10 protein-coding genes are annotated in these 14,893 nt (G+C 66.9%); 4 read left to right on the forward strand and 6 right to left on the reverse strand.

The window, feature by feature from the left end:
* The 3 genes from dpdE to OV208_RS30245 form a co-directional block, all read right to left on the reverse strand.
* Positions 1-3,390 (reverse strand): protein DpdE, encoded by a 3,390-nt coding sequence (gene dpdE / locus OV208_RS30235; RefSeq protein ID WP_267577391.1) that lies wholly within the window; start codon positions 3,388-3,390, stop codon positions 1-3.
* Between the two features lie 425 nt (positions 3,391-3,815).
* Positions 3,816-8,195 (reverse strand): WD40 repeat domain-containing protein, encoded by a 4,380-nt coding sequence (locus OV208_RS30240; RefSeq protein WP_267577392.1) that lies wholly within the window; start codon positions 8,193-8,195, stop codon positions 3,816-3,818.
* Positions 8,192-10,111: an SIR2 family protein gene (locus tag OV208_RS30245; protein ID WP_267577393.1), complete on the reverse strand. Its 1,920-nt coding sequence runs from the start codon at positions 10,109-10,111 to the stop codon at positions 8,192-8,194. Before OV208_RS30245 ends, OV208_RS30240 begins: the two co-directional genes overlap by 4 nt.
* 126 nt (positions 10,112-10,237) lie before the next feature.
* Here OV208_RS30245 and OV208_RS30250 point away from each other — a divergent pair, with 126 nt between their 5' ends.
* Positions 10,238-11,347, forward strand: coding sequence for a mannosyltransferase family protein (locus OV208_RS30250; protein WP_267577394.1), 1,110 nt, complete (start codon positions 10,238-10,240; stop codon positions 11,345-11,347).
* A gap of 9 nt (positions 11,348-11,356) precedes the next feature.
* Here the strand turns inward: OV208_RS30250 and OV208_RS30255 are convergent, their stop codons facing one another.
* Together OV208_RS30255 and OV208_RS30260 are read right to left on the reverse strand one after the other, a co-directional pair.
* Positions 11,357-11,707, reverse strand: coding sequence for a cytochrome c oxidase assembly factor Coa1 family protein (locus OV208_RS30255; protein WP_267577395.1), 351 nt, complete (start codon positions 11,705-11,707; stop codon positions 11,357-11,359).
* Positions 11,708-11,784: 77 nt separating this feature from the next.
* A complete protein-coding gene (locus OV208_RS30260; RefSeq protein ID WP_267577396.1) occupies positions 11,785-12,198 on the reverse strand; it encodes a cytochrome c oxidase assembly factor Coa1 family protein in 414 nt (137 codons plus the stop codon).
* A 268-nt stretch (positions 12,199-12,466) separates the two neighbouring features.
* Between OV208_RS30260 and OV208_RS30265 the strand changes: the two genes are divergently transcribed.
* The 3 genes from OV208_RS30265 (at position 12,467) to OV208_RS30275 (ending at position 14,060) form a co-directional block, all read left to right on the forward strand.
* Positions 12,467-13,009: a DUF2378 family protein gene (locus OV208_RS30265; protein WP_267577397.1), complete on the forward strand. Its 543-nt coding sequence runs from the start codon at positions 12,467-12,469 to the stop codon at positions 13,007-13,009.
* Positions 13,010-13,113: 104 nt separating this feature from the next.
* Positions 13,114-13,401 (forward strand): hypothetical protein, encoded by a 288-nt coding sequence (locus tag OV208_RS30270; protein WP_267577398.1) that lies wholly within the window; start codon positions 13,114-13,116, stop codon positions 13,399-13,401.
* Positions 13,365-14,060 carry a hypothetical protein gene (locus OV208_RS30275; RefSeq protein ID WP_267577399.1) on the forward strand — a complete coding sequence of 232 codons (696 nt, stop codon included), beginning with the start codon at positions 13,365-13,367 and terminating at the stop codon, positions 14,058-14,060. Before OV208_RS30270 ends, OV208_RS30275 begins: the two co-directional genes overlap by 37 nt.
* A gap of 55 nt (positions 14,061-14,115) precedes the next feature.
* Here OV208_RS30275 and OV208_RS30280 read toward each other — a convergent pair whose 3' ends face one another.
* On the reverse strand, positions 14,116-14,871 hold the full coding sequence (locus OV208_RS30280) for a hypothetical protein (protein WP_267577400.1): 756 nt from the start codon (positions 14,869-14,871) through the stop codon (positions 14,116-14,118).
* Positions 14,872-14,893 lie beyond the last annotated feature (22 nt).

Raw genomic sequence — 14,893 nt, forward strand, 5'->3', positions numbered from 1 at the left:
TCAGTCGGTCACTTCGAGGGCCATGCCGCCGAGGTAGATGGCTCCCACGGAATCGAGCCGCACGGCAGGGCGCGCGACACCTTCGGTGAGCGACTGCGCGATGGCTTTTTCGGCTAACGCGGCACGTGTCTCTGCCTCGCGTACGGCTCCAGACAGGCGTGAGAGCCGGCTCTCAAGGATCGCATCCACCTCGAAGGTTTCCTCACGCAAGCGCGTGGTGGCCGCCTCGCAGGCGGACACGAAATCGGGCCCGGACCGGAGCACTTCCTCGGCGCGTTCCCTCACTCGGTGGCATAGGTCATTCCAATCCGGGATAGGAAGCAGGGCGTCGGCGAGCTTCCAGCGTTCCTGTCGGAGATTCACGTCCCGGCCTCCATCCGGGCGGAGCCTGCGCGAGTAGGGCTGTTCGAGCAGTTGCAGCAGGGCGGAGTCCTCGACATGCTGCCCGTTGGCGTCGAACCACAGGATGCGTTGCATCACGGGGAAGAGGGCATTCGCGCGGCGCCGCAGCGCCTCAGGTGAGGCCCAGTCGCTGGGGAGTTGATCCTGGGCGCTGGAGACGTCCGCCTGCACGACGAAGTCGAAACGGAAATAGAGCGATGCCGGTCGGTCCTGCAACGACGGCTCGTAGCGACAGCAGGCGAAGGCCGCGCCGCGATCATCCGCGTGGAGCAGCGCCTCCACGGCCTCCACGAACGGGTGGCCCACCCGGAGCAGGTCTGCGGTGCCCTCCTCGGAGACGTCGCGCTCGAAGGTGAACGGCCCCAAGGGGAACTGGTCGCGCCGTCGGCGCCCGGCAGCCTGCCGGTCCGCATGGTCAAAGAAGCGCTCAAGAACGTCGAGCAGGGGTAGTTTCGTGTCCGGCGTGTGAACGTAGCTGAAGGTGTCATCCCCGGAGTTGTCGCGGCGGAATTGCAGCCGTTGTTCCAGCCATGCGGCGAAGGCATCGGGAGCATCCTCGCCGGATCTCTCGTCCTCCTCGCCCATTGCTTCGATCCGCTGCTCCTCTCCTGGTTTCGCTTCGAGGGCATCCAGTAGATCCTGTTCCAGAATGCGGCGGCGCTCGGCCTCCAGGCCCTCCTGTGGATCGAGGAGCCGTCCCCTCTCAATGGAGATGGCCTCGGCACCGGCGCTGGCGAGGAGGTGCCGCACCCGTTCGACCGACCGGGCCAGGACGTACTGCAGCGGAGCGACGGACTGGCGGAAGAGCCCCACGGCCTCCTCGAGGTACTTGAGCCACTGTTCCTCGAAGGCGCCCACTGGCTCGAAGCCCAAGAACTGCAGCTTGGCAAGTGCCTCCAGTCGGTCCACACGGCCGATGCGCTGCTCGATGCGGGGAGGCGAAAGGGGATGGTCGTAGAACACCACGGACGCGCGAATGCGCTGGAGGTTGAGACCTTCCTCCGATTGGCGGTCGCACACCAGCACGCGGGTGGCGGTGCCCTCCCCGAAGCGGGCGACGGGACCCGGCGGCGGATCCTCGTCGCCGTCCTCCTCCTCGGCTTCCCGCTCCGAATCTGAACCAGCCTGCAGTTCGCCCACCCACGCGACGGCGTTGGGTCCTATCGCGGCTCGCAGTTCCAAGACCACGCGTTCCGCCACCTCTTCGTCGTCGACGAAGACCACACACTTCTTCTTGGTGGTACGGAGCCACTCCACGAGCCGCTGCACCCGAGGCTCGTCGGTCAGCAGTTCGTCCAGGCGCTGCAGCACCTCCGAGACGAGCGCGGCCTCATTGGCGAACAGGGAGGGAACGCCCAGCGGCTCAGGCACCTGCTTCCACATGGTGAGCGCGGCCTGCCGCTGACGGAGGACCCGGGCGAGCACCCAGGGATGCGAGAGCGAGGCCTCCACCAGAGTGGCGAAGAGGGACCGCGCGGATTCAGGGGGCTTTCCGTCAATGTCCAGAGGGAGGGAGCCGTACCAGCGGGCGAGGGCCTTGGCCGCGGCTTCGCGGGCTGGGTCGGTGCATGGTATCCGCTCGAGTCCGGGACGGCGGGCGAGGTGCTCTTTCAGACGCGGATCTTCGCGCCGGGTCCGGATGATGCGCCGGTGGAGCCGGTACGTCTCGACGACGTGGCGCCGGAGCGCCCGGGTGGCCTGCCGGGAGCTCGTGTCTCCTGCCTGTGTGAGTTCCCGCCGGGCCGCTTCGCACAGCGCGGTCAGTCGTGTGTCGTCCTGGAAGAGGCTCGCCAGCCGCTCGACAGCATTTTCGGCGAACATGGCGGGGGTCTCGTCAGCCAGTTCCGCAGCGCACTGCGCCACCTCCGCGCGCTCTGCGACGCGACGCCGGAAGGCCTCGCGCTCCTCGAGCGGATAGGCCGCTGGGTCCAGCAGGTGGAGCATTGCCAGGAAACCGTCCTCCTGATGCAGGACTGGCGTACCGGACAGTAGGAGGATGCGCGGGGTGGTGCGGGCGAAGTGGACAAGGCGCTCGAACAATTCGTGCGTTCGCGCGCCCCTCTCGAATGCGCCGAGCGCGGGCTGGTGAATCTCGTCCACCACCAGCAGGGTGAAGGGTTTGGCCGAGGAGCTGGAGGTCGCGAGCAACTCGGAATAGGTTGCGAAGAAGATGGGATCCGAGCGGCGGATCGAGAACCGGGTGCGCAGTTCCTCCTGCCACTGTTCCTGGAGATGGTCGGGCACCACCACCAGGACGCGTGCCGTATGTGGGAAGTCGATAAGGTGTTGGCGGATGAGGATGCCCGCCTCAATGGTCTTACCCAGCCCCACCTCGTCCGCCAGAAGGTAGCGCTGGACGGGGTCGGAGAGCACCTTCTGCACTGCGGAGATCTGGTGTGGGTAGAACTCGATGCCGGACGCAGCGAGCGCCGTGATGCCTCCGAACGATCCTCGCTGACGTGCGAGGTAGGTGGCGAGAGCTTGGCGCCCCTGAAAGTAGAACGGCGTATCCGTGATGCGTGCTGCGAGGTAGTCGATCGGGTCCGCGATTGGATGGGCCCAGCGGACGTGAACCTCGGATGCTGGGATGCGCCCTTCCAATTGGTTGGGGAATCGGACGTGGTAGTGGTCCTCGCGGGTATTCAGTGCTGCTGCGGCCACCCGTCCTCCATCCACATGGCCGCGTCGCCACGCACCTGCTCCGTCCTGCCAGAACACACTCGTCCAGCGTGGAAGCTCTACCTCTCGTACCTGAGCGCGCCGCGCGACGCGGCGTACCAATTGGGGTCCAACTGGTGAGACGAAGTACTCGATTTCCACGTGGCCGTCTTGGACGTCCACGCTTCGGCCTATCCCATCGGCTCCCTCAACCACGACGACGAATGCCCCGGAGCGGAGCACGGGGATACTCGGTTCATCGTGGGGGAACTGCTTCTTTCGACTCGGAGCACCACTGCGTATCACTCTCTGTTCGCCACGGACTGGCATGGTTCTCCGGGGGCAAAGGCTTTCACCACCATGTGAGGAGTCCCGCGGGCGTCTGCCCGGTAGCGCGCGAGTCAACCACAGTCCCAGGGCGTTCAGGAAATGGGTTGAAGCGAGATTCGGAAACTGGGGCGCATCAGCCCCCCTCGTTCGCGTAGAGCGTGGGGAGGTTGCTGTAGGGGGCGACCACGACCACCACCCAGCGATCCTCGTTCTAGCGTTCTTGAGCCACGCTTCGAAGCCTGCACACTCCCCTGAGAGAATATTGATATTCTAGTTTTGCTGGTATCGGCTGCGCGACTGGAGGATGAGTTTCGCTGCTTCCAACCGAATGCCCGCTGGGCGGCCTGGGGTAGGCCTGCTGTTTGACCTCTACCCAGAGGCGCGGGCGGTGCCGTTAGAACTGATGCGCGCGGAGTCAGTTCGCGTCACGCGGGCTTGGGGACCTCGCTGAGCCCCTGGCTGCGCAGGTCCTTGAGGTCCTCGGTGAGCCCTGTCTCCAGGCTCCGCTCGGATTCGATGTAGCGCTGCATGAGGGGGACGGGGCAGTACAGGCGGCCGTCGCCGTCCGGCACCAGCACGTAGCTCAGCTCGCGGTGGTCCATGGCCTCATCGAAGTCCACCGCGCGGATGTCCGTGCCGTGGGCGAGCAGCGCTTGTCTGACTTCTCCGCGCGTGGGGCGTCCCAGCAGCAGGGCCTGTCGCACCACGGCGCGGTGGAGCGGGTGCTCTCCCCGCCAGCGCCGGCCCTGGTCGCGCAGGTCCTTGTCCTCGCGCAGGACGCGCTCCAGGTGCTCGCGCGTGAGGACGTGGAGGTCGGATGGAATGGATTCGACCAATCCCTTGCAGGCCAGTACCAGCAGGTTGGCCCGGCGCCCGGTCTGCTCCAGCAGGTGCTCGGGGGTGGAGGGGGCATCCCAGTGGAGGCCCAGGGCGACCATGGGTTCGGTGACGAGTGACAACGCCGACCGGGGATCCAGGGGTTCCAACCGGAGGTGCTCACCGAAGTTGCGCAGGGGCTGTTTCTCGTCGAGCACCACCGCGCGGTACAGGTCCCAGAAGCCCGCGAGGATGAAGTACGCGCGGCCTTCCTCGGCCAGTGCGCGCATGGCCTGCAACACCGGGAAGCCTGACTGGGCTTCGCTTCGGATGAAGTCGTCGGCCTCGTCGATGAGCCACACGCGGGGCCGTGAAATCGGTCCGGCGGCGACCTCCTCGAAGGAGGGGAGGGCGGCACCAGCTGAAGGCATGCGCTCGCGTTCCCGGACGAGGCGGCGATGCAGGTCCGGGTCCGCGAGCTCCACGTAGCAGGCGTCCAGGTCCGAGCGCGCCTGGAGCCGCCGGAGTGAGGCGAGCAGGAGGCTGCTCTTTCCCATCTGGCGTTGGCCCACCACGAGGAAGTTGCGCACCGTGCGGTCGGTCATGGCGCGCACCTCGCGCTCGCGACCGAAGAACAGGGGGTCCACCTTCACGCCGCCGGCGACCTGATAGGGCGACAACTCGGAGACGGCGACCTGTTCGGAGATGGTGGCCTCCAAGAGGCGCACGGGTTCATCCGCGAGGAGCAGGTCCCGCAGCCCGTTGGCGGACAGTACGACACAGCGTACACCCGGCACGCCTTCGAGTACCTGACGCGCGTTCTGGGATTCCGTGCGGTCCAACACGAGCACCTGGCTGGGACCCTGGCCCTCCTGGAAGACATCCGCCATGCGGCGCTCGGCTTCGCCAGACTCCAGTCGCGTCCCATCGATGACGACGACGGCGGTGTCCCGCGAGAAGCGCAGCCGGAGGGTGGGCAGGGTGAGCGCCCAGGTGTTGGTGACCAGGCTCGGGCCGAGCCTGCCGCCAATGGCTTCCGCGAAGGCGGTGGCCACGACCTGGGGCTCCCTGGAGCCTCGGAGCGCACGCTCCCATCGGGTCGCGGGGATGCCGGCGGCCGTCACCACGGAGTCGAGCCGCTTCGCGCGCCGCAGGGCCTGATCCGCCGCGGCCATCTGCTCCAGGGGATAGCGCTTGATCGCGGAGGGAGACCGCTGGGTGTCCACCACCAGGGGGTTCCGGTAGACGCGCGCGTAGTACACGCCGGCGAAGAGCAGGAGCGCTCCCAGGGCCAAGGCCACATAGGGTGTGAAGGGGCTGGGAACCTTCACGTCGGGTTCGGAGAAGGTCCACATGCGGGGCCACCGCTGATAGGTCGCGGTGACGTTGAAGGAGAAGCTGTCCCTCTGGATGAAGGCAGGAGGAACGGCGAACTTCAGCGCCTGCTCCTCCCCGGCCTCCAGGCTGAATTCCTGCTGGGGGCCGGCCTGTTTCGTCTCTCCTGTCTGGAAGACGCTGTTGAAGAGGAGCGGCCCGATGGATTGCTTTCCCCTGTTCTGGAGGGTGACGCTCAGGGTCTTGTCCTTGATGGAAGGCGCGCTCACCATCTCCAACTGGGGTGTCTGCAAATCAAGGGCAACCTCGACCGCGGGCTCGCTGCCGAATGCGTGAACAAGTCTGAAGCGGGCTGTCGAAAACAGTGGATAGGGGGCGCCTTCGGGCCTCAAGTAGGAGAGGCCCACCTGGAGCTCCGCGGTCTGGCCCCCGTCCAGGTGCTGCAGCGGCGCCGGAGGCAGGAGCATCAATCCTGGAGGTAGCTCCACGGGCTCGATCCGGAGCCAATAGGCCCGCACGATGCCCGGATCGTTGGTGAGCGTGACGACGAGGCTTCCCGCATCCCCGAAGTCTCCCGGAGCCTTGCGCAGCACCGCGCGCGTGGAGAGCCAGGGGCGTAGCGGGGACTCTGGCGGCAGGATGGGTTCGAGCGCGCCATCCGCCTGTCGTTGGTAGAGGAAGCGACCGTCGTCATGGCGGAAGACCGGTTGTCCTTCGATGTGGCCCAGCCATCCCTTGCCAGCTCCGCGCAACAGCCCTCGCAGGGCTTTTCCTCCCTGGGAGGCCCACAGGCGCACCGCTCCGTCGCCATCCCCTGAAGCCAGGGTGTTTCCATCGGGCGCGAAGGCGATGGCTTGCACATGGCTTGTCAGCGTCAGGGTCCGCGAGTTGTTTCCGGTCGCGATGTTCCAGAACCTGATGGTCTTGTCGACGCTCGCGGAAGCGAGGGTGCGTCCGTCCGGGCTGAATCGGAGGGATGTCAGGAATTGGGTATGGCCTTTCAGGCGCCGGCGCTCGCGCCCGGTGGCGACGTCCCACAGCACGACCTTGTTGTCTCCGCCGAGCCTGTTGTCATCGCCCCCCGAGGCAAGGGTTCGTCCGTCGGGGCTGAACGCCACCGTCCAGACGACGGCCGTGTGCCCCTCCATGCGCCGGCGCTCGCGCCCGGTGGCGACGTCCCACAGCCGGACGGTGCCATCCTCGCCGCCTGAGACAAGCATTCGCCCATCCGGGCTGAATGCGATTGAAAGGACAGGACTGGAGTGTCCTTCCAGCAGGCGTGGCTCCGCGCGGGTGGCCACGTCCCAGAGTCGAATCGTCGCGTCTCCGGTGGTGGCCAGGGTGCGTCCGTCGGGGCTGTAGGCGAGCGACCGGATGGGGGAGGCGCCTCCCCTCGGCGAGGGCAGTTCCCGGCCGCTGGCCACATCCCACAGCCGGACCGCGCCATCCTCGCTGCCCGATGTGAGGGCGCGACCGTCCGGGCTGAAGGCCACGGACAAGACGTCCGTGGAATGGCCTTCCAGATGGTGCAGTTCCCGGCCGCTGGCCACATCCCACAGCCGGACCGTGTGGTCATCGCTGCCCGACGCGAGGGTGCGTCCGTCCTCGCTGAAGGCGATGGAGAAGACCTCGGCGGAGTGTCGCCCGTCCTGCCGTTGGGCTTCCCTGCCGGAGGCCACGTCCCACAGCCGGACCGTGCTGTCATGGCTGCCTGATGCGAGGGTGCGTCCATCCGGGCTGAAGGCCACCGAATAGACCGCGGCGGTGTGTCCCTCCATGCGTCGAAGCTCGCGTCCGGTGGAGACATCCCAGAGGCGGACGGTCTTGTCTTCGCCGCTGGAGGCAAGGGTGTGCCCGTCCGAGCCGAAGACAACCGAGGACACGTTGCCGGAATGTCCCTCCAGGCGCCGCACCGCGCTCCCACTGGCGACGTCCCACTGTTGCACCGTGCCATCCCGGCTGCCGGAGGCGAGGGTGTGTCCATCCGGACTGAACGCCACCGACGAAACCGACGCGGTGGTGCCCGACAAGCGATTGCGCTCACGCCCCGTGGCCACGTTCCACAGACGGAGGGTCTTGTCATCACCTCCGGAGGCGAGTTCGCGCCCATCCGGGCTGAAGGCCACCGAACGAACGAAGCCGAGGTGTCCTTCCATCCGTTGCAGCTCGATGCCGGTGGTCACGTTCCAGAGACGCACCGTGTTGGTCATGCCGCCCGATGCAACGGTCGCTCCATTCGGGCTGAAGGCCACGGAGAGGATGAGCTCCCGGCTCTCCCCCAGACGTCGCAGCTCGCGGCCCGTGGCCACGTCCCACAGCCGGAGGGTCATGTCCAGACCGCTTGAGACAAGGGTGCGCCCGTCCGGGCTGAAAGCGACAGAGGAGATCTGCGCCGTATGGCCCTTGAGGATCCGCAGCTCCCTCCCGGTGGCCACATCCCACAGATGCACCGTCTCGTCGGCGCAGCCCGAAGCCAGGATTCGGCCGTCCGGGCTGACGGCCACGGAGAAGACGATTCCCACGGATGACCATTGCGCCCGACTGAGAATGCTCGCGGGCTCTCCCTCCGGAACGAGCGGAGCGAGTGTCTCCGCCGCCACCCCCGTGGCCATCAACAGCAGGGTGAGGAGGAGCGCACGGCTGTATCGACTCAAGGCCTGACATCCTTGCGGGCGAGCACTTCTCGAGCGACCTGCTCCACCGCCTTGCACCGCGGCACCGTCCTGCCCGCGGCATCGCTTCGCACCAGCCCCGCGAAGTACAGCCGGACCTCCGGGTACTCCACCCGGTGGTCGAGCGGCTCCAGGTCCTCCACGCGCTGTCCGTCCAGCAGCTTCGTGAGCACCGAATGACAGCCGCGCTCCCCGGTGTAGCCGTTGCGCTCGTCCTCGCGCAGGCACTCCAGCACGGCGCCCCGGAGCGACGGACCCCGCACGAGCTTCCCGGTGATGGACGCGGCGTCCAGTGCACCGTCGGTGGTCATCACCTCGCGCAACAGTCCTGGATGTCCGCCGGTGGCCTCGTGGAGTTCCCGCGCCCAGCGCGCTCCTGCGTGCCCTCCGCTGCCCAGGAACTGGCGAACCTCCTCCACCGTGAGGTCCGGCACCTCGCGTCGCGGCGCGTCCTTGAACACCGAGAAGCTCTGCATGTTGTGCAGGAGCCACGCGGAGCGCTCTCCGCCCGCGATCAGGAAGTGGAACTGCACCTTGGACGGCTCGTCCATCATCCGCCGCAGGTGTCGCCCCAATGCCGTCAGGTGGTCGAAGGGTCCCCACTCGTAGCGCAGGATGATCAGGTGCTCCCGACCCAGCCGTGTCGCCTTTGCCCGCAGGTGCTCCACCAACGCGTCAAAGCTCGTCACCGTGTTCGCACCTGCATCGTCACCGGCCAGGGCGCGGCAGTACTCCGCCTCCGTGCAGTCAGGGACGTTGGGCGGCGCAAGCCAGGTGACGCGGTTGCCGTACCGGGCCGCGACCCGACGCGCGAGCGCGCGGGTGCCTCCGTCCTCCGGGGAGAGCAACACCAGCCGGTGTTGTCCCTGAAGGATGCGTGTGTATTCCTGCTCCAGGGCAGGACGCGCCACGATCGGCAGCGCCTCCGGCGTGGGCGCCACGGGCGCGGGCCCCGGGATGGCGGGCGACATGGACTGCGGCGGTGCCGGCGCGATCCCGAAGGACAGCGCCTCCGTCTCCATGCTCAGGCTCACCCGACTGGGACCGAAAGCCGCCTCCCCCAGGCCGCGCAGGAACTCCGCCAGCGGCGCGCCGTGGTCCTCGTACTCCACGAGCTGGATGTTGTACTTCGGCCACAGCGCCCCACGGTCGAGAGTGCCCTTCTTCATCAGCGCGAAGCTGGGCATCTGGCGCCCCCGCGTGATGCCGATGACGTGCTCCAACTGCTTGAGCACGTACGGGTCGCTGAAGCTGAAACCCATGTAGAGGAAGGGCTTGGAGCGGATCCACTCCCGCAGACGCACCAGCGCGTTCGTGTACTGTGAATAACCGGTCGGCTGGGAGCCATCCCCATACAGGCGCTTGTAATCCGCTCCCGCGAGCACCAGCGTGGACAGCCGGTGGACGGTGCCGTGCAGGTACCAGACGCGCGGTGTTCCAGGAGATGCCTCGGCGTCCATCAGGTTGAGCTCGTCGTCCTGATCGTTGGAGACGGCTTCGGCGTCCTCGCGGCCCCAGAGCAGCACGTCATCGTAGTTGGGGGTCATCACCACCGGCGGTTGCAGCTTCCAGAGCGCGTGGATGACGGAGAGGTCCGCGTCGGACGGCTTGCGCACGCGGAACCGCTCGCGCAGGAAGCGGTTGAAGCGGTAGGCCCCCAGGTCCTTGAAGGCCAGCTCCGCCGCGGTCAGGTAGTCCCCCTGCGCGATGCGCTGGTTCACCTCTTGGATGGCCGACTCAGGAAGGGACTCTTCCTGCATCCGCTCGGCGAGTCCCTCCAGCAGGCGGGGCCAGGACGGGAACATCCCCCGCTTCACCCCCATGCTGATGCCGGCGCCCACGAAGGGGACGACCTGGTGCCTGCGGACCGCTTCGACCAGCTCCCTCGGGAAGTTCATGGTGCCCCTCTTGGGCGGAACGATAGCCCGGCCCAGCCACTTCTCCTTTCCGGTTTTGTCCGGGGGGAAGGCTTGTGCCGGGGCAATGCTCCGGCTACACGCTGGCCGCCCGTGGGGTCCCCTCGCATGAGTCCTTCTTCGCAGGCCCCTTCATCGGCGTCAGCCACGCCCGCCTGGGTCCCCTGGGCGCTCACCGCGCTGATGCTGGCCCACCACTTCGGGCTTTGGGCCTGGACGTCCGCCAGCCGTGGCATCCCGCTGGTCCAGATGCTCGATCGCTGGGATTCGAACCACTACAGCCGGATCGTGCTCGAAGGCTACACGTGGCCTCTCTGGGCCTTCCTGCCGCTCTACCCGGGCACGGTGTGGCTGCTGCGTCAGGGGCTGGGGGGGACGCTCCCGCCGCAGTTCCTGGGCTGCCTGCTGTCCTCGCTGTGCCTCGTCGCCTTCGTCGCCTGGAACACGCGCTGGGGCCGCCAGGGACGACTGGGAAGCGCCATGACTCCCGGCACGGGCTGGGGCTGGTTCCTCCTGCTCTACGGGCCCGCGAGCTTCACCCTGCACTCGCACCACACGGAGGGCCTCTTCCTGCTGCTGTCCTTTGGCGCGCTGGCCTTCGCCTCGCGCGGTGCCCTGCTGCCTTCCGCGCTGCTGGTGGCGCTGTGTGTGTGGACGCGCAACCAGGGCGTCTTCGTGGCCATCACCGCCGCGCTGCTGCTCGCAGGGCGCGAACCCTCATGGCGGGGCCGCTGCCTGCGCTTCGCCTCCCTGGGGGCGCTGGCCCTGCTGGCCTTCGGCGGACTCCTGGCCTTCGAGTGGGCGCGGGCCGGAGACCCCTTCATGTTCCTGAAGGCGCAGCGCGAGTGGAACCACGTCGACTCCGTGTGGGGTGCCGTCCGGGGCCTCTGGCTGGGCAATCCCTGGCACCAGGGCTTCAGCAGCTGGTTGCTGCTGCGCCACGTCTTCGGCGCGCTGTGGCTCATCGGCGCGCTGGCGCTGCTCCGACGGGACCGGGCCCTGGGCCTGTATGCCCTGCTGTCACTCGTCGTGATGCTGCCCCAGGGAGACCTCGGCAACGCGTTCCGCTTCGGCGCGGTGCTCTTCCCGGTGATGTTCCTCGCGGGGGACTGGCTGTCCACCCGGCCCGGCTGGGTGCGCTGGACGGTGGCCCTGCTGTGCGTGTGGCTCAACCACAAGGTCACCCACGCGTATGCCATTGGCCGGTGGGCTTATTGAGCGCGGCGGTCAGGGACCTCCGACGAGGTTGATCACCTTGCCGTCCTCCGCCACCACGCGCAGTCGGCTGAAGCCCCAGACCCTGCTGGTCTGCACGGCCTTCACCTCCAGCACGCCATCCTGCTTGCTGCCGGAGAGATCGATCTTCATTTCGGCGACCGCGTCATCGTCTTGATGACGGGTCTCGCCTGAGAAGAAGAAGGCTCCGCTGACGGGGGCGCCCAGGGACTTGATGACCTTCGGATTGTTTGTCACCCGCGCCAACGCCTCTTCGTGGGGGAACATGCTCCGGAACCACATGCCTCCGCAGCCGCAGCACATCAGGGGCAGCCCCACGAGTGCTCCGAGGACCCACTTCATGGTTGGCGACATTTCCTGCTCCTGACCGTGTTTGACGTGACGACTGTGTTTCAGGATTCCGAACGGGACGACTGGGGTCAGTAGCTCCCCACGACGGTGACCACCCTGCCGTCCTTCGCCACCACCCGCAAATTGCTGAAGCCCCAGAGGGTGCCCGTCTTGAACGCCTTCACCTGCAGCACACCGTCCTGCTTGCTTCCGGACAGGTTGATCCGCATCTGGGTGACGTGATGCCCCGAGTGCTGGTCGAAGTAGGAGTGGTTTGAAAAGAAGAAGGCGCCGTGAATGGGCGCTCCCAGGGCCTGGATGACCGACGGATGCTTCGCCACCCGCTCCAGGGCCTCTTCATGGGGGAGGGTGCTCCTCGTCAGCAGGAACCCCACGACGATGACGGTGAGCACCACGAGGAACAACCCCATGGACCTGCCGCGCGACCGCGACAGGCCCTCCCCGTGGTGATCCAGGCCGTCGCTCAGGATACGAAAAGGCATCGGGTGGTCCTTCTGAACTCCAGCGTTTCGAGGAACACCCTATAAGCATGTGTCCGCACCGACGAAAACGGGGAGGCGCACAAGACCCTGGGTCGGTGCATTTGTAACCAGATCCGTTACGTCCTTCCGCCCGCGAGCCCGGTGGGGGAGCCTTGATGGTTCGGATCCTCCGTGGCGTCGGGTCCCCCTTCGGGTTCGCGCCGGGAATGCGCTACGCTGGGGACGGGTACGGCGGAACTGGGACCGCCGCGACGTGGACAGGTGAAACGTGGCTGAAGAGATTGTGTATCGCCATACGATTGAAGGGTTGTTCCGTTCCATTGGCGACCGTCTCACGCCGGACCTGAAAGACAAGCTGAGCGATGCGGGGCTGGATCTGGACGCGAATGCGCCCGGCAACACCTCCCGGACCGTGTTCGCCAAAGCCCTGCGTATCACCGTGCAATACCTGCATCCGGACGTCGCGGAGGAGGAGGGCTACCGGCGCATCGGCAGCGGCATCATCCAGGGAATGTCGCAGACCCAGTTGGGCAAGGCGCTCATCTCCATGTGGCCCATCTTCGGGCCCGAGCGGGTCGTCGTCCGCATCCAGGAGAGCTTCGCCAACGTGAACAACTACCAGAAGAGCGAGCTGCTCACCCAGGGCCCCGCGCATCACCTCATCCGCGTGAGCGAGTGCAACGGCAACCCGGGCTACCTGCGCGGCATCCTCGAAGCGGGACTGGCCCGCGCGGGCGCCCGCAACCTGCGCGTCGAGCCCTTCGACTTCGACGGTCAGGCCTGTTCCTACCGCGTTCGCTGGGACCCCTGATTACTTCCCTGACTAGCATGTTTTATAGGGTATGAAACACGTGGGCTGCTCCAGGCTTCAGGGACACGCCGTTTCTTCACGGCCCTGAAGACGAGGAGCAGCCCTTGAAGCGTTTCAAGACTCGCGGTCGCATGCTGTGTTTCACGGGAGCCGTGCTGCTCTCGCTGTCCTGCGGTCCCCAGGGGGACGGGGACGGGCCTGTCGAAACGGATGGGACGTACGGCAGCCAGGAGGCGGCGCTCACGGCGCCGACGCTGCTGGAGGCGGTGCCGGGCGATGGGCAGGTGACCCTGCGCTGGAGCGCGGGGACGGCGGTGCGCCACATCACCGTCACCGGCGCGGGACGAAGGACGGTTTGTCAGCGCAGAGCGCGGGCACGCTCGCGAACCTGAACACGTTCATCCAGGCGGTGGGTCCGGGCGGGACGGTGTGCATCCACGGGGGCACCTATGGCACCGGCACCACGGTGTCCCAGGGCGGCGCGGTGGGCGCTCCCGTCACCCTCAAGGGCGTGGAGGGGCGGCCCGTCTTCCAGTCCACCTTCGAGGCCTCGACCCGCGCGAAGACGGGGCCGGTGGCCTTCCAGGTGCGCGCCAGCAACCCGGTCTTCCACAACCTGGAGTTCCGGCACATGGGCACGTGCTTCGCGTTCAAGGGCGCGTACCTCGTGTCGAACGTGACGCTGAGCCAGTTCCGCGCGGAGAACCTGGCCACGTGCGTGGACATGGAGCGCTCCAGCACCGCGGCCTTCACGAACCTGACCATCCGCGACGCGATGATCCTCCAGTTCACGCGCGGCGGCATCTTCCTCGCCTCCGGCACGAACCACTCGCTCGTCGAGGATGTCTACGTGGACATGGAGCCGGATCAGATGGGCGGACAGGGCAGCGACTACCCCGTGGGCATCGCCCTCTATGACACCACGAACAACGTGACGCTCCGCCGGGCCACGGTGATGAACGTCGTCGGCATGAAGACGGGCAACACGCTGGTGTACGGGCAGGCCGTCACGATTCCTCCCGTGCCCAACACCACGTCGTTCACGCCGTGAACACGCCGGGCGGCCCTTCTCGCAAGGGCCGCCCGGGCGCTTCACGTGCTTTCGTCTACGGAGGGCAGGGGCCCGGCACCGTGCTCGCGCAGTTGGTGCAGAGGCTGTGCGCGCACTCCAGCGATTCCTTCTCCGAGAAGGCCATCACGGTCACCGACTGGTCGGGCCCGAACCCCGACTCCGAATTGCACGCCTCGAATGCCAGGAGCGTCTGGTTGTCCGCCACGAACTCATGGTTGATCTTCGTGACCTGCTCCTGGAAGCACGCTTTCGCGGCCTCCGCGCTCGTCCCCGAGGCCGTCAGCGTCTCACCACAGTGCGTGTCCTTGTTGCGGATGTTGAAGACGAACACGTCCGGACCCCCATTGCATTCCACGGAGGGCGGCGCGATGCACTGCTGGGTGTCCTTGTCGCAGATCATCCCATTGCCGCACTCATTGCCAGCGCAGCAGGGGTCACCCACGTTGACGCAGGTCGTGGAGCACATGCGCAGGTGGCTGTCCGTGTCGTCCACGCAGCCGGCGTTGCCATTGCACACCCGGTGGTCGCAGCAGACCTGACCAGGCTGTCCGCAGGGAATGCAGGTGTCGGAGATGCAGGTGAACTGCGTCGCGTCGTTGCAACCCACATTGCCAATGAAGTTGTTGCAACTGCCTCCCGGCTCTCCCTGTTCGATGGAAGGGTCGTGGCACGCGCCGGGTTCGGGAAAATCGACATGGGGGTCGCAGGGGGCCTGGCAATTGATGGAACACCCCTGGAAGAAGGTGAACACCAGCGCCATGAGCAGCAGCTTCTTCTGTCGCTTCGTCATGATGAAAGTCCTTGGGAAGGCG

Source organism: Corallococcus sp. bb12-1, from assembly GCF_026626765.1.
Taxonomy (GTDB): domain Bacteria; phylum Myxococcota; class Myxococcia; order Myxococcales; family Myxococcaceae; genus Corallococcus; species Corallococcus terminator.